This window comes from Leptospira wolbachii serovar Codice str. CDC, from assembly GCF_000332515.2.
Classification (GTDB): Bacteria; Spirochaetota; Leptospiria; order Leptospirales; family Leptospiraceae; genus Leptospira_A; species Leptospira_A wolbachii.
Window position 1 is genome coordinate 264,513 of sequence record NZ_AOGZ02000013.1, and the last position, 15,241, is coordinate 279,753.

At 38.3% G+C, this 15,241-nt stretch carries 14 protein-coding genes; 6 read left to right on the plus strand and 8 right to left on the minus strand.

All coding sequences use genetic code 11. The features are described from left to right. Nucleotides 1-37: 37 nt before the first annotated feature. On the minus strand, nucleotides 38-553 hold the full coding sequence (locus LEP1GSC195_RS05265) for a glutathione S-transferase family protein (RefSeq protein ID WP_015680491.1): 516 nt from the start codon (nucleotides 551-553) through the stop codon (nucleotides 38-40). Between the two features lie 444 nt (nucleotides 554-997). Between LEP1GSC195_RS05265 and LEP1GSC195_RS05270 the strand changes: the two genes are divergently transcribed. Further along, complete coding sequence (locus LEP1GSC195_RS05270; RefSeq protein ID WP_015680254.1) at nucleotides 998-1,960, plus strand: hypothetical protein; 963 nt, start codon at nucleotides 998-1,000, stop codon at nucleotides 1,958-1,960. Next, complete coding sequence (locus LEP1GSC195_RS05275) at nucleotides 1,953-2,999, plus strand: DUF1554 domain-containing protein (protein WP_084597393.1); 1,047 nt, start codon at nucleotides 1,953-1,955, stop codon at nucleotides 2,997-2,999. Before LEP1GSC195_RS05270 ends, LEP1GSC195_RS05275 begins: the two co-directional genes overlap by 8 nt. Nucleotides 3,000-3,027: 28 nt before the next feature. Here LEP1GSC195_RS05275 and LEP1GSC195_RS05280 read toward each other — a convergent pair whose 3' ends face one another. From LEP1GSC195_RS05280 to LEP1GSC195_RS19805, 6 genes are all read right to left on the minus strand, one after another. Then, on the minus strand, nucleotides 3,028-4,131 hold the full coding sequence (locus LEP1GSC195_RS05280) for a helix-turn-helix transcriptional regulator (RefSeq protein WP_015680405.1): 1,104 nt from the start codon (nucleotides 4,129-4,131) through the stop codon (nucleotides 3,028-3,030). A 110-nt stretch (nucleotides 4,132-4,241) separates the two neighbouring features. Then, the gene (locus LEP1GSC195_RS05285) at nucleotides 4,242-5,183 is read right to left on the minus strand and encodes a proline dehydrogenase family protein (RefSeq protein ID WP_015680329.1); all 942 of its coding nucleotides are present in this window, start codon (nucleotides 5,181-5,183) and stop codon (nucleotides 4,242-4,244) included. Nucleotides 5,184-5,219: 36 nt separating this feature from the next. Beyond that, nucleotides 5,220-5,495, minus strand: a complete 276-nt coding sequence (locus LEP1GSC195_RS05290; protein WP_015680438.1) for a cysteine-rich CWC family protein — start codon at nucleotides 5,493-5,495, stop codon at nucleotides 5,220-5,222. Nucleotides 5,496-5,815: 320 nt separating this feature from the next. Then, nucleotides 5,816-6,592 carry an ethanolamine ammonia-lyase subunit EutC gene (eutC, locus tag LEP1GSC195_RS05295; protein ID WP_015680308.1) on the minus strand — a complete coding sequence of 259 codons (777 nt, stop codon included), beginning with the start codon at nucleotides 6,590-6,592 and terminating at the stop codon, nucleotides 5,816-5,818. A 7-nt stretch (nucleotides 6,593-6,599) separates the two neighbouring features. Beyond that, nucleotides 6,600-7,982 carry an ethanolamine ammonia-lyase subunit EutB gene (locus LEP1GSC195_RS05300; RefSeq protein WP_015680346.1) on the minus strand — a complete coding sequence of 461 codons (1,383 nt, stop codon included), beginning with the start codon at nucleotides 7,980-7,982 and terminating at the stop codon, nucleotides 6,600-6,602. Nucleotides 7,983-8,143: 161 nt separating this feature from the next. Beyond that, a complete protein-coding gene (locus LEP1GSC195_RS19805) occupies nucleotides 8,144-8,476 on the minus strand; it encodes a hypothetical protein (protein WP_198012769.1) in 333 nt (110 codons plus the stop codon). A gap of 374 nt (nucleotides 8,477-8,850) precedes the next feature. On the opposite strand from LEP1GSC195_RS19805, the gene katG reads away from it, so the two are divergent. Further along, nucleotides 8,851-11,082 (plus strand): catalase/peroxidase HPI, encoded by a 2,232-nt coding sequence (gene katG, locus LEP1GSC195_RS05305; protein ID WP_015680495.1) that lies wholly within the window; start codon nucleotides 8,851-8,853, stop codon nucleotides 11,080-11,082. 2 nt (nucleotides 11,083-11,084) lie between these two features. Then, complete coding sequence (locus tag LEP1GSC195_RS05310; RefSeq protein ID WP_015680366.1) at nucleotides 11,085-11,459, plus strand: high-potential iron-sulfur protein; 375 nt, start codon at nucleotides 11,085-11,087, stop codon at nucleotides 11,457-11,459. A gap of 120 nt (nucleotides 11,460-11,579) precedes the next feature. On the opposite strand, the gene LEP1GSC195_RS19810 is transcribed toward LEP1GSC195_RS05310, so the two are convergent. After that, nucleotides 11,580-12,086, minus strand: coding sequence for a hypothetical protein (locus tag LEP1GSC195_RS19810; protein WP_015680293.1), 507 nt, complete (start codon nucleotides 12,084-12,086; stop codon nucleotides 11,580-11,582). Between the two features lie 555 nt (nucleotides 12,087-12,641). Between LEP1GSC195_RS19810 and LEP1GSC195_RS05320 the strand changes: the two genes are divergently transcribed. Together LEP1GSC195_RS05320 and LEP1GSC195_RS05325 are read left to right on the plus strand one after the other, a co-directional pair. Next, the gene (locus LEP1GSC195_RS05320; RefSeq protein WP_015680397.1) at nucleotides 12,642-14,441 is read left to right on the plus strand and encodes a sensor histidine kinase; all 1,800 of its coding nucleotides are present in this window, start codon (nucleotides 12,642-12,644) and stop codon (nucleotides 14,439-14,441) included. A 1-nt stretch (nucleotide 14,442) separates the two neighbouring features. Continuing rightward, the gene (locus LEP1GSC195_RS05325; protein WP_015680439.1) at nucleotides 14,443-15,201 is read left to right on the plus strand and encodes a helix-turn-helix domain-containing protein; all 759 of its coding nucleotides are present in this window, start codon (nucleotides 14,443-14,445) and stop codon (nucleotides 15,199-15,201) included. The last annotated feature ends 40 nt before the right edge of the window (nucleotides 15,202-15,241 follow it).

Below are 15,241 nucleotides of genomic sequence, written 5' to 3' on the forward strand. Positions count from 1 at the left end.
GATATTGGTGAATTGAATCTGGTTTGAGGCCTTAAGACTATCCATTTCGGAATCTTTTGGGGATTTGATCACTCAAAGGATACATATAAAAATATGGTTCTGCTTCAGCTATCGTGCGTTTGACGGAAGACCTTCCCAATAGATTTTCGAAGTAATTTGTAATTTTCGGGTGTGTGTTCCGAAAACTTACAATCGTATCTGCATAAAACAAAGCGGGGACTGCAGAACAATCGGCCATAGTAAAGTTTTCTCCTGTAATAAAACCTTGGGAACCCAAATGTTTCTCCACCATATCATAAGAAATCTTTAAGGTATTGTAGGCCTCTTCCACACCGAAGGCATCGTTTTTACCTTCGGGTCGCAATCGATCGACAACAATCTTCTGGATAGGGACACTTATGTACAAATCAAAGAACCTATCCCAAAGCCTTGCCTCTAAAGCTAGTTTACTCTCCTTAGGAATGAGTTTTTGGGGACCGGGATAGAATTCTTCCAAATACTCAATGATGATAGACGTTTCGGGAATTGTCTTTTCCCGTTTTCGATCCCGCAAAAGGGGAATTTTTCCCACAGGCCAAAAGGCAAAGAGGCAAAGAGTTCGGCGGCACTCGAATCTTCCTTTAAGAAGTCCACGATGCGAGGTTCAAATTCTGTCCCATTTTCATAAAGGGCGATGAGTACCTTATGGCAAAAGGAAGCGAGGGGGTGGATGTATAGAAGGAGATCTGGAGAGTGATAGTTATCCATTTGGAAAACTATCAAAAGACACGAATTTTTTGGCAAGCCAAATAGTTAACTAAATGGATAACTATTTTTCAAAAATCAAGTCGATGGAAAAAGGAAACACGCCCACTTTTCTTTGGTTTGGGCCTAGTTTTCATAAAAAAGAAAAATGAAAGCTAGTAAATTCGAAACATGACATTTGAGATAGGTCCATTCCTGCACTTATGACATCCAGGACATGGTAAGAAACCGGCGAGCATGTTACCTTGGGTGTATGAAAACAACCAATCCATCAATTCGACATTGGAAGGGACTTCGCCAAGGCGCCATTCAGTTTGTTCGTTGGAACCTTCCTGTTTTACTCATCACGGGACTGACTCTATTCCTTTTACAATGTGTAGGAAAGTCTTCGGAGGCGGAGACACATTTGGTTCCCATCCTGCTTGCTACAGAATCCAACGCGACTTCCCAACTAGGAGGCAACCAAGGTGGATCGGTGGGAGCAGAGTCTCCCATTGCAGTAGACGATCTACCGACAGGTATTCCGCTTCTCAATGAGATTACTTACATCACAAATGATGCCAATCCAGCAGATGATCCCTATTCTACAAAAGGTCTCTTACAATTTCAAAAAACGAGTGTTAGTTTCCAAAAACCAGTTCCAGCGAATACGGAGGTATCTCTCTACTTCGGGAAAAAAAATATGGAACTCCAACCTGATGGGACAGTCACGAATGCATTGGAATTCCTCAAACGTACCGCTGCCAACTACTCTGGTTATACTTATCTGACAGAAGCAGATAAAAAAATCAAAGTGATTGTTGTAGCAAAAAATGAATTTGGAATTTCCACAAAACAACTAACAATCGGGCATCCAAGAAAATGCAAGAATGCAATAAAGGTTTCTGGGACTGTTGGCGATTGTACTGACCATTGTTTTGATATAACTAAAATTGGTGATACAGTGGAGATTACTGCTAAATACAACCTTCCCGTTGATGGTATCTCCTTACACTTAGACATAGTCGGACTAAGTCCGAGAAATTTAACAGAGACCATTGCCCCAGCTGTTGATTTAGAGATTCCTATTCCTAAGGCTGGACTCCACACAGTCAATACTAGTTTCAACATACATGGTAAAGAATTCCTCTGTACGAAGGTTCAATCTTTACTCTTAATGGATCAACCCTTACGATCTGCACTCTTACAAGAGTATCTAAATATTCCAAATGATTGAGACAGATCTTAATAAATCCAGGTTTGTTTATTTGACAAAACTGCCAAATAACTTATCTGGATTCTTTACTAAACAGAAAGGCAAATTTCACTTTTCTATTTCTATGATTCATCTTTACTTTGTTTTTCTTTTTTCAACAGGATTCCTAACTAACTGCAGTTCCACCCCACTGGAAAACGTATGCGATGTAAGTTCCGAATCTTTTTCCAAAACTATATTAGCAAAACTAATCTTAGGTGACACAAGCCATAATTGTGTTTCTATGAATATATCAATTTCAATAAGTTTCACCGTTGGTGGAAAAATTTCCGGGCTTACTGGATCTGGATTGACATTGATTTTAAATCAAAAAGAAACACTCGCGATTCCCCCAGGAAGCAGAGAGTTTACTTTTCCAATCCAAATTCCTATTGGCTCTAACTACGAAGTAAATTTTGCGACTCAAGCTGAGGGTAACTTCTGTGAGTTGAAAAACGCCACAGGAAAGGTTACCAATAGGAATATACAAGATATAGAAATTAATTGTATGGCTTCCTGTATAAAATGTATTATATTTATAACCCAGAATGGCTACCCGGCTAATATTGGCAAAGCATCTAACTTTGATTCCAGTTGCCAGTCAGATCCAAACTACCCTGGCTCTGGTAATTTCAAAGCTATGGTCGTCGACGGAATATCACGAAGAGCAAGTATAACACCAAATATGGGGGACGGTCAGATCGATTGGGTTTTTAAAGCAAACCAGGCTTACATACGGCCAACCGGAATTCCTATAGAAACATCCAATGCCAATGGATTATTTACCACAACAATTTCTACACCAATTACAACAACTAGCTCTGACCATTGGACAGGACTCGAATCAGATTGGACAACATTTTACAATGGAACTAGAGCTTGTTTGAAGTGGACTACAAATTCCTCTAGCGAATTGGGAGTCGTAGGAGATGCTTATACTCAAGATATATTGACACTCACAGCAGGCAAAGGACTGCAACAATGTTCCATCAATCGCGAGTTAGTTTGTGTTGAACAGTAAACGAAGTTTAAATATAGCAGACTGATATTTATTTACCAGAATTGCCTTCTATTATCTTATGTTTAGATAAAAATACTGTCAATCTTTGCAATTGGTCTTTTGATGTTGAGTTGGATTCAGGTAGTACTTTTGCATAGATATTCTTCAAATGATTCCGTAATGTTCCATCCGAAACATTGAGAATCAAGCGAATGAACGAACGACTGTGACCTTCTGCAATCAACTCACAAATTCTAAGTTCTTGTTTTGATAAAGAAAAATCCCCAAGAGATAAAGAAAACGAAAGATTTGGTTTATTTTCTTTCAATGTTGTTTTCAATAAATAGGCAAAAAATAAAAGACCAACAAAAGTTGTTACAATGGATGTGACAAATTCCTTGAAGGGAAAAATCGGAAGAATTCCTAAAAATAAAATTCCAACAAATAAACCAACAGCAAGCGATATCAAAATCGAAGCAAATAAACTATATAAGCTCGGCCTAGAGGTATTATAGCGATTCAAATAAATAGAGAGTAACACAGAGAGAGTGGCATCCACTATTGGATGAAAAGGAGGAAAATCAAATCCATACATCGGCAAAAAATTGGAAAAAAGACCGAACCACCAAACGCATAAGGCAATGATAAATGTCTTACGATCAAAAAAAGGAATCCATTCCTGCGGAGATAGGACAAAATACAAAGACACCGCAATGGCGAAAAAATGGACAGATCCTCCAAGAATCCCACCAAATACGGTAAGTAATGGAGCCATTCCAAAAGAAAGTAACGAAAATCCATAAACAAAATTCTTTGGTATCGACGAACAAAGTAAATCGATGACTAAAGCATAAATGGCAATGATTATAGTAGCTTTATTGAATAACTTCCGGCCAGTACAAAAAGCACACAAAGCAACAAGCACAGGTGCCAAAAGAAAAAACGAATGGCATTGGAAAATCCAGAAAGCCAAACCCATAGTTTCATCCGGTGCAATGCAAAGCGCAGCGGTTGCTGCATTCTGAATTCCAATAGTGAAATAAAAAACGCTGAGTAACCGATGAAAACGATGGTCACGCGTTATATTTTCGATAAAACAGCTAACGTTTGCCAAAGAAGCAAACAGAGGCACCAAAAAGAATATATTGGTCAAAAGAGTTTCATCCTTCTATACAAAGAGAACAACTACCTAAGATTATTTTCCATTCAATTTTGAAATTTCCATATAAGAATTGATGAAAATACTACAATTGTTTGGCGGATTTATGAGGATACTATATCATCCAAAGCTCGGAAGATATTTAAGGGATATTCAGCAATTCGATTGCAAAGATAAAGATACCATTCTTTTCCATAAACAAAATATAATTTAGAAGGGTGACCCTCTGCTAGAAGAGCGGCTAACTGTTCAGTCTGAATTCCATATAAACTTTCAAATTCATAGGAATTGGGGGTTGGTTTGTATCTTTCAATTATTGCTTTTGTTTCTTGTTGAATTCTATGGTGGTGTGTGGCAATGGAACACTTATGGTTTTGGGATATCAGTTGCTCAACATAATCCAAGTAAACTGTATCTAATTCTTCTCCCCGAGAGATTGAGTGACCTGGCGGAGTTTCAAATGCACCTTTTACTATACGGATCCTTCCTTTGTCTAAAATGAGATCCTGAAAGTCTTCTTTTGACCTATACAAATAAGCCTGCAATGTGATGCCTAGATTATCATAAACTTTACGAGTTTGTTTATAAACATCGAGGATCGCATCTGTTTTTTCAGTATCTTCGGCACTTACGATCACTTCTATTTCCGCAGTCTTTGCTTCTTTACAGATTTTTTCTAAATTATCCCGACAAAAATCTTTCGAAAGTGTTAACCCGATATGAGATAAATCCAAAGAAATCGTAGAATGAAGATTTCGATTTTTAATTTCTTTCGCTATTCTGAAGAATTCATTAGTAACATCATTCGCTTCCTGGATTGTCTTTGTACTTTCTCCCATGAACTCAATCGAGCATTTAAAACCTGTTTGGTTCCCAACGATTACTTTTGGGATTGTTTCTTCTAATGTATCACCACCGATAAATCGATCGGCTGCTTTCTTCATAGTTTTAAAAAGAGTTTCGTTATTTAAAATAAAGTCTTTTGCATCAATACTCAATGCAGCTTTTCTTAGAGCTTTCGATCCTAATTGTAATAATTCATCCATCAGTTTCTATTTTAAATTCCTCTCCATTTTTACGATTTAAAAACTCCAAGTGAGTGCTTTGTATGATTTTGTAATTCGATATTCAAAGGCCAACTTTTCCATACATTGGTAACAAAGACAATCGGCAAATTGTAGAGCTAAATAGTCGCGTTCTTCCAAAGAAAGGGTGACTTTGGTGCATTGGCAAAGACTAATAGATCCAACTTTACATTCAAAAATTCGAGAACAATTGGGACAAATTTTCTCTTCATGTTTGGGTAAATCTTGTGTTGTGTCAGATTTTTTTTGGTTTGGTATTTTGGATTCTTCCAAGGTTTATCTCCTTAAACCCGAAATCACAGAATCTCTGTTTGGTGGAGGTTTTCGTCATTCCGGTATCATTTGTCCGGGGCCCTTTCGAAAAATCTAAGAACGAATGATCGTTTACGGGCGATTCATTTGTGGGAAGATCCGACTTTTCCATTAAAAAGTAATGGAATTTACGGTTGCACCGTCAGCTGAGGAATTTCACCTCATTCCTCCCGGAATGTATTCTATACAAACGATAGAGACCGTTTCTGTCAATCTTCTGTTCGTTATGGTTTCTTGTTTTTTAATCTTACCTAACTAAAAAATAAAAATTATACAATTCCTTAATCGCTAAGGGAAGGAAGGTCTTTCGATTTTAATAGAAACTCCGGAGGCATTTCATCTTTCAAATCTACACCCGAAAGTTTTCTCCGAATCGATTCCAGGACAAGATACATGGTTTTCGCTACGGCACTTTCAAAACCAAATCCACCAGGACGAACATTCGAAATACAATTTCGACTTTCATCTGTTTTACCAACTTGCGGACGATAGGTGATATAAACTCCCAAACTATCAGCAGAAGATAATCCCGGCCTCTCTCCAATCACGATAATTGAAATTTTAGAATTCAAAACCTCTCCGATTTCATCTCCAATGGCAACCCTTCCCCATTTAGAAAGGACCAGGGGGCCAAGGCGTAGGCCAGTTTTGTCTACAGCATCCAAAAGAATTTTATAAAAGGGAATCAAATTCTCATCAATTGCTTTTGCAGAAAGACCATCCACACCAATAAGAACCAAATCATATTCACCAGCGAATGGTTGTAACTTGGTAATAGATTCAGAGGACAACCTTCGCCCCAAATCGGGCCGCAATAAATACTCTTCTTTGGAATGCGCTTTACTTTCCACAAAGATACTGGGATTTTTTTTTGGTTTTCCTAGAGTTTCCAAATCCTCGAGTAACTTAAAAAAATTCGGACTCAATAATACAGCGTCTTTGGCTCTGGCATGATCCAATCGAAATTTTAACACTTCTTTGGTGGATATGGAACCTCCAAACCGGTGGAGACCGATCCGCGCATTACTAAATTGTTTCCATTCTTCTAAAAAAGCCATAAATCTATTATCCTAATAGTTCTTCGAGTAAACTCAAATGCCGATTCTCTTTTGGTAAAAATCCATTTTGATTTGAAAAAATCCCTCTATCGAGTAACCACCGTTCAAACTCAGGTGCAGGTTTTAGTCCGAGAACTTGCCGAAGGTACAAAGCATCATGGAAGGATGTACTTTGATAAGACAACATAACATCATCTGCTCCGGGAATTCCCATAATATACGTACAACCTGCAACACCTAACAGTGTCAATAATGTATCCATATCATCTTGATCTGCATCTGCATGGTTTGTATAACAAACATCCACTCCCATAGGAAGACCAAGTAACTTTCCACAAAAATGGTCTTCTAAACCAGCTCGAATGATTTGTTTTCCATTGTATAAATATTCCGGACCAATAAATCCAACAACAGTGTTGACTAGGAGTGGAGAAAACTCTCGTGCCACCGCATAGGCTCTTACCTCTAACGTCTGTTGGTCGATCCCATGATCTGCACCGGCGGATAAAGCACTGCCCTGCCCGGTTTCGAAGTACATTACATTATCTCCCACATTTCCTCGTCCCAACTCAAGAGCCATTTGTCTTGCTTCCTTCAAAATAGAAAGACTTACGCCAAAACTTTTGTTTAAGTCTTCGGTTCCGCCAATGGACTGGAAAACCAAATCCAAAGGGGCACCACGTTTCATTACTTCCATGGAAGTGGTTACATGAGATAAAATACAAGACTGGGTAGGAATGGAGTACTTTTGGATTAGATTGTCCAACATTTCGAGAAGGGCAATGGAGGTGGGAATGTTATCCGTTGCCGGATTGATACCAATCACTGCATCTCCACTTCCTAGAAGAAGACCATCCAAAAGACTTGCCGCAATGCCCTTCGGATCATCGGTGGGATGATTTGGTTGTAACCGGACGGAAAGACGACCAGATAAACCTAGAGTGTTTCTAAATTTGGTGATGACAGTTATTTTTTTACCAACTAAAATTAAATCTTGGTTGGACATAAGTTTGGATACAGCTGCTGCCATCTCAGGAGTGACCCCCCATCGAATGGAAGCAAGCACCTCGGCATTAGTTGTCTCAGCTAACAAAAAATCTCGAAAACCTCCCACAGTAAGGTGGGAAATCGAACCAAATGCTTCTTTATTATGTGAATCAAAGATTAAACGAGTCACCTCATCTTTGTTTGCTGGAATTAGCTCTACGTTTAAAAATTCGGAAAGATATACATCGGCAAGGGCCATTTGTGCGGCCACTCTTTCTTCTTGGCATGTCGCAGAGATTCCTGCAAGGACATCACCCGATCTATGAGGACTGGCCTTTGCCAAAAGGTCTTTTAATTCAGGAAAATGGTAGGTTTTGGCACTGAGGATAGTTTTGTAACCCATGGGTAGATTCTATCCGATTTCGCTGCTTTCGGATAGAACTTTTCATTAGGCTTTTCGGCTATCGAGCAATTTTGAACTAAATGGAAAGAACAGAATCCCTTTATGCTACGTTGCAAATGCCATAAGACACCATGATAAATTTAACAAACATTTGACGAAATTCAATCACCACATTTCTTTTTCTTCTGGTCTTTACATGTCTGGGTTAAAGTAAATCGAGTCAATTCGCACCCAGAGTCACTTACTTTCACAGTATAAGTCGACGGGTTGGACGGATTTTGATAAGTAGTTCTACGATCTTCTTTCATACAAGTGGGGTATGCGGTATAAACTGCTAATTCACAAAGGGCAGCCTCTTCTTTGGCTTTGGAACAATCCTTACCTATCGAAAGACCGCAGTGGAAACTCAATAGAGACAGAACTATCAAAACAATAATTCTAATTCTAAATAAAGATTTAGGGAAAAAAGATACGATAAAATCAATTAAAAACAAACATTCACCTTCCCGAATATAAGATATATCTCATATTTTCAATTCCTATTCTCACCTAATTTAAACACAACAAAACATTTGTTTTGCTGTGAATCTTTTTTGCCCATTTGCTCTTTGCAAAAACCCGCCTCAGATCTGGGATTCGGATTTTTTGGCTCGCAAACGCTTCCCCTATCCTAAAAAAACCCAAAGCTTTACCGGCCCTTTGGGCCCCTTAAAAAGAATTCGATTCAGTTTTTTTTTCCGTTCGCCTTGACAGAATCTCGATTTTCTGCCTCCAACAGCATAAATTTAGACTAAATCTAAAAAATAGCTTGCTTTCCATTGCTAGACTTATTCTAAATTTAAACTAAATCTAGAAATTGAAGGTCAATATGAGAACAACAAATATTTCTGCAATTGCTGTTTTGGTGCTAGCACTCAGCCCACTCGGAGCTGCAGACACCAAAGAACCTGCGAGTTCCATGGAACGCCAAAACATCTCCAACCAGTTTTGGTGGCCAGAACGACTCGATTTGGCACCACTCCGCCAACATGCGGCGGAATCCAACCCCCTGGGGCGACAATACAACTACTCTAAAGAATTCAAAGAACTAGACATCCAAGCGATCAAAGAAGAGATCAAAACTCTAATGAAAACCTCACAAGATTGGTGGCCCTCTGACTATGGACACTATGGACCGTTTTTCATTCGAATGGCATGGCATAGTGCCGGAACCTACCGAATCAATGACGGACGAGGTGGTGCGGGTGGTGGACAACAAAGATTTGAACCACTCAATAGCTGGCCTGATAACGCCAACCTAGACAAAGCACGCCGTCTTCTTTGGCCGATCAAAAAGAAATATGGAAAAAAAATCTCTTGGGCTGACCTCATGGTTCTCACTGGAAACGTAGCCCTCGAATCGATGGGATTCAAAACTTACGGTTTTGCCGGAGGAAGGACAGATGATTGGGAGGCCGACTTAGTCTATTGGGGACCAGAAAAAAAATGGTTAGCCGACGAAAGGTATGAAGGTGAACGCAAACTAAAAAATCCACTCGGGGCAGTTCAGATGGGACTGATTTATGTAAACCCAGAAGGACCGAACGGAAACCCTGACCCACTAGCAGCCGCTAAAGATATAAGAGAAACGTTTGGTCGAATGGCAATGAACGATGAAGAAACAGTAGCCCTCATTGCCGGTGGTCACACTTTCGGTAAGGCGCATGGAAAAGCAGATCCATCCAAACATGTGGGAAAAGAACCAGCAGCAGCGGGAATCGAAGAACAAGGGTTTGGTTGGAAAAATAACCTTAAAAAAGGAAATGCGGAGGATACCATCACCAGCGGACTGGAAGGTGCGTGGACTGCCAATCCAACAAAGTGGACAACACAATATCTAAACAACCTGTTTGGTTTTGAGTGGGTTCAAACGAAAAGTCCGGCCGGTGCCATCCAGTGGATTCCGAAAGATGGGGCGGGGGCCAATATGGTTCCAGATGCACATGACAAAACTCTTCGTCACGCTCCAATCATGTTTACGACTGACTTAGCTTTAAAATTCGATCCAAGTTACAAAGTCATCGCAAAAAAATTCCAAGAGAATCCAAAAGACTTCGAACTCGCATTTGCGAAAGCGTGGTTTAAACTCACTCACAGAGATATGGGACCTCTTTCCCGTTATATCTCCAAAGACTTACCGAAAGAACCTCTCATTTGGCAAGATCCACTCACCAAAGTAGATCATAAGTTAGTTGGTGCAAAAGAAATTGAGAGCCTAAAAGGTAAAATTCTAAAATCGGGACTTTCCATTCCTGAACTTGTCAGAACTGCTTGGGCTTCTGCTGCCAGTTTTCGCAGCACAGACATGAGGGGTGGAGCGAATGGTGCCAGGATCCGCTTAGCTCCTCAAAAAAATTGGGCAGTAAATGATCCGGAAGAACTTTCCAAAACATTAAAGAAATTGGAAGAAATTCGGTCTGATTTCAATGAATCAGGAAACAAAATTTCACTTGCCGACTTGATTGTGCTAGGTGGAACTGCGGCTGTCGAAGAAGCAGCAAAAAAAGCAGGGACCAAAATTGAAGTTCCTTTCACACCAGGTAGAACGGATGCCACTGCAGAACAAACGGATGTGTATTCCTTTTCTGTTTTGGAACCAAAAGCCGATGCATTTCGTAACTACTACGGAGTTGGCAACTCACTTTCACCTACAGAGATGTTAGTGGACAGATCAAACCTGCTGTCCCTGACCATTCCTGAAATGACAGTGCTTCTGGGTGGGATGAGATCTCTTGACGGCAATTCGGGAAAATCCAAACACGGAATTCTAACTAATCGGCCAGGGGTTCTCAGTAATGACTTCTTTGTCAACTTGCTCGACATGTCGACAAAATGGCAAAAGTCTCCACAAACAGAAGGTCTTTACGAAGGTATAGACCGCAAAACAGGCGCTAAAAAATGGACAGCAACTTCTGTGGATCTTATCCTTGGTTCGCATTCGGAACTTCGCGCCGTAGCCGAAGTTTATGCAGCTGATGATGGTAAAGAAAAGTTTGTAAAAGACTTTGTTAGCGCTTGGAACAAAGTGATGATGTTAGACAGGTTTGATGTTAAGAAGTAAAAATGGCCAAAACTTCACGTAAAACTTTCCTAACCAAGTCATTGTATTTGGTAACCTCTCTCTCACTGATTGAGAGGGGTTTGGGTTTGTCCTCGGAAGTGGTGGCAGAAAACAAACCTTCTGGATCCATTCCAGAGGGTTTCACCCCAGTCTCCGAATCTGATCCAACGGCCAAAGCCTTAGGTTTTCACCAAGATGCCAAAAATACTGATTTTACTCTTTATCCAGAAAGAAAGGAAACATCAGCGAAGAATCAATTTTGCAAACACTGTGCTCAGTATACAAAATTGAATGAGGGATGGGGGAAATGTAATATCGTCTCTTCAGGGATTGTATCATCGTTCGGATGGTGTTCTGCTTGGTCACAAAGATCATAAAAAATTTCCATCTAATCCACTAAAAAACCAGGTATCTAGATTACAAAAAGTCCCTGCGAAAACAAAATGCGCAGGGTTTTCTTGTTGTATATAAACTAAATTAAACCTGTTTAAGAAATCCTATTTCCAAACGCATTGAGTGAGATCCACTTTCTCAAAGACCCAAGGTTTGTGTGCATGTTTCGCATTTTTATCTTCGATCAAATCAAAGGACCCAGCTTCAGAAGAAATACTTTGGAAGTATAAAGTGAACGGTATGTTCTTCATCTGGGTTCGTTTGGGACAAAGTCCCACTCCCTCAGATTTCAAAAACGAGTAAGAAGTTCCCAAATCATCGCGAAACACCATCCCTTCTTTCAATACACAAACTTTTTTAGACTCTTTAGTATACAATTCCAACTGTGTTTCCGTATCTGAAACACAGACTTTACTGAGTACAACTACACCTAAAAATTCCGAATGAAGATTGCAACATTGTGGCGCAGGATTCCAAGCCCGTTTAGTAGAACCAACTTTTTCTATTTTTTCTGGTGTTATTTCTTTTATTGGTTCCGTAGAACAAGAATTCAATAAACCAGAAATACATACAAATATAAGAATATACTGCTTTACGCTATTATCAATCATTCAAGTTATCCTCAACTTCTAAAATAATCCAAGAAACATTCTACTCACTATAGGAAAATTCTTGTTTCTTTTCATCTCTTTTTTTGATGTAAGCGAACTTAAATTGACTTAAGATTTTCCATATATGGAAACTGATAGAATTTTTTAGGATTCAAACAAGCAGAAAACAATTATATTAAACCAGAGAGTCGTCAGCCATTACCAAACTTTCGCTCTCGGGATCACAAGCTGAATTTAATTTAGCAGAATTACAGTGAAGATTTACAGAAAGAAACCTGATACGCAAGAATAAACTAACAATATTGAATTGATTCTTCAACACACAAAACCTAAGTATGTATTCTAATTCAAGAAAGGAATTCATCATCCTGGGACGGGAATCCGGAGTGTTATCCGATATAAGCACTTTCAACAAAAATGATGCATATTAAATTCAATCGATGGTTTTCTCGTAGCACAATAAACCACGCCCAAGTCCTTATTGTGGCTCTATTACTCAACTCATGCCAAAGGATTATAACTGACGGCAGTTTACCGAAGGCAATCGACGGAAACATGATTCTCACCAAATCAATGTTACAAAGCCAAACTTCCATTAAACTAGATGGGGAATGGGAATTTTATTATCAAAAACTTTTAAATTCGGAAGATTTCAAAAGGACAAACTCAAAAATAGAAAACGAAAACCTCTTACTACCCGGTTTTTGGAATGAATTCGAACAAAAAGGAAAAACATACTCACCGCTAAATTACAGCACACTCCGTTTACACCTAATACTCCCAAAAGAATTCATCCATCAGCCACTAGCATTTTATATTCCACATGCATTCACCACTTATCGTATGTACCTGAATGGTTTTCTGATTTCTGAAAATGGGATCGTTGGTACATCAGAAAAAGAGACAAAGGAGTATTGGTTACCCAAGGTAGTATTTTTTTCTCCCGAATCCGAAACGATAGAAGTCATTATCCACGTAGCAAATTTCAAATCCTTAAACGCGGGCTTTCGACAAAGTATTGAAATTGGCACACAAGAATCCATGATACGAATTAAACAAATCCGGCTCGCGTTCGATGTTTTTATAATTTCCAGTTTATTTGTAATATCCCTTTACCACTTTGCACTATTTCTATTGCGAAAAAATGACCTAAGCCTCCTTTACTTTTCAATGTATTCTTTTTTCAGTTTAGTTTATAAAATCACAAGTGGTGAGTTTTTTTTAATTATACTGTTTCCGAATTTTGAATGGCTTTGGTTGATTAAATTATTCTTTCTTTCGATCTACTTAACCTTCCCACTTTTATTAAGCTTTATAGGCGAAGTTTTTCCTGATGAAACCAGCAAAACATCAAATTACATATTCCAATTTTTATTTTTTTCTTTTTCGATCGTAGTTTTAGTTCCTGAATCTAAATGGATAGAAGAAACACTATTTCCTGCTGAAATAGTGATGTTGTTTTGTTGTATCTATATTTGTTGGATTTTATCCAAAGCAGTTAGAAACAAAAAAGATAGTGCTCTCGGGTTTTTATTCGGATTCTTGTTTTTATTTTTGACTGTCTTAAACGATATCCTCTTTGAGAAAAATATTATTAAAACAGAAGTGTATGGTCCGATAGGAACATTTGTTTTATTTTTCTCCCAAGCTTTTTTCCTATCCAAAAAACATTCAAAACTCTATCTCACTATTGAAAAACAGAATGAAGAACTAGAACAATCAGTTTTCCTAAAAGATAAAATACATCATACGAACATTCATTCCAAAAGAATGGAACTAGAGTTATATAAAAAAACGATCCAGCCGCATTTTTTGATGAATTCTTTGTCTGCCATTCGGTATTGGGTTTCCGAAAATTCCGAAAAATCTGCGTCAATCCTGGACTCTCTTGTAGGAGAACTTCGTATCATTCTCAAAGTTGCCTCCAAACCATTAATTTCTATCGGTGATGAAATTGATTTATGTAAATACCACATTGAAGTAATGAAGATGCGGTTGGAAAAAGAATATAAATTCAAAACATTTGGGATCGATCCGAAAGAGCTCATTCCGCCTCTTATTTTCCATACCCTAATTGAAAATGCCTTCACGCATGAAGATTCTCCAAAGGCAAAACTGAGCTTTGGGATCTTTAAAAAAAATACAACAAAAGAAGAGAAAATATTTACCTCTTATTGTTTTATTGTGTATCACCACGAGAAAGGAAAAAAGACAAATCCGTCAAAAAGTGGATCAGGCACGGGCCTTGAGTATATAAGACTTCGTTTAGAAGAATCCTTTGCGGGCAATTGGTCGTTAACTCATGGAAAATCTAGAAACGGTTACCGAGTTTTAATCCAAATTAGAAAAAAATAAAATGCAAATATTGATTTTAGAAGATGAACCAGTTCATGCAAAATACCTGACAAAGTTGTTAACTTCAATTTGCGGATCAACAATTAATGAAGTTAAACATGTGACCTCTATCGATGAAGCCGATGTTTATTTAAAACAATTTCATGCTGATATATTCTTTTTAGACCTTAACATTTTCGGATCCGATGGATTCGAAGTTTTGGATAGAATCCCAACCACCACTATACACACAATTATTGTCTCAGCTAATACAGATAATGCAATCCGTGCTTTCGAATATGGAGTTATAGACTTTATCGCAAAACCGGTGTCAGAAGATAGATTGCGATTATCTCTGGAAAGACACTCCCTTTTTGTAAACACCTACCAAATAGTTGGCAAAATCCAAAGCAATACAAAATCTCGTTTATTACAAGTAGATCTAGATAGGCTTCAAAATCGATTGTCTCATCTTATGGAAGTTCAGAAGATTTATCTGAACGAAAATCTTTCTCTTGAAGTTTTGGCCGAAGAACTTGAGTTACATCCGAGACAACTTTCCGAATTTTTAAATGGGAAGAAACAAACAACTTTTCATTCGTTTCTACACAGCTACCGAATCAGAGAAGCAAAAGATCTTTTGATCAAATACCCAGAAAAAAATGTAAGTGATATTGGCTTTGAAGTCGGTTATAAATCACTTTCAAGTTTCTATGATGCTTTCAAAAAAGAACTAAAAATCACTGCTTCCGAATTTAGACAAAGAACTTCCCTATCATAAAAATCTAATTCCAATAAATTCATTTTTTTTCTAAAAAGGC

Coding starts and splice junctions, on each gene's coding strand:
- LEP1GSC195_RS05270 (WP_015680254.1), top strand. CDS start 998: ATGAAAACAACCAATCCATCAATTCGACATTGGAAGGGACTTCGCCAA.
- LEP1GSC195_RS05275 (WP_084597393.1), top strand. CDS start 1,953: ATGATTGAGACAGATCTTAATAAATCCAGGTTTGTTTATTTGACAAAA.
- LEP1GSC195_RS05285 (WP_015680329.1), bottom strand. CDS start 5,183: ATGGATGAATTATTACAATTAGGATCGAAAGCTCTAAGAAAAGCTGCA.
- eutC (WP_015680308.1), bottom strand. CDS start 6,592: ATGGCTTTTTTAGAAGAATGGAAACAATTTAGTAATGCGCGGATCGGT.
- LEP1GSC195_RS05300 (WP_015680346.1), bottom strand. CDS start 7,982: ATGGGTTACAAAACTATCCTCAGTGCCAAAACCTACCATTTTCCTGAA.
- katG (WP_015680495.1), top strand. CDS start 8,851: ATGAGAACAACAAATATTTCTGCAATTGCTGTTTTGGTGCTAGCACTC.
- LEP1GSC195_RS05310 (WP_015680366.1), top strand. CDS start 11,085: ATGGCCAAAACTTCACGTAAAACTTTCCTAACCAAGTCATTGTATTTG.
- LEP1GSC195_RS19810 (WP_015680293.1), bottom strand. CDS start 12,086: ATGATTGATAATAGCGTAAAGCAGTATATTCTTATATTTGTATGTATT.
- LEP1GSC195_RS05320 (WP_015680397.1), top strand. CDS start 12,642: ATGATTCTCACCAAATCAATGTTACAAAGCCAAACTTCCATTAAACTA.
- LEP1GSC195_RS05325 (WP_015680439.1), top strand. CDS start 14,443: ATGCAAATATTGATTTTAGAAGATGAACCAGTTCATGCAAAATACCTG.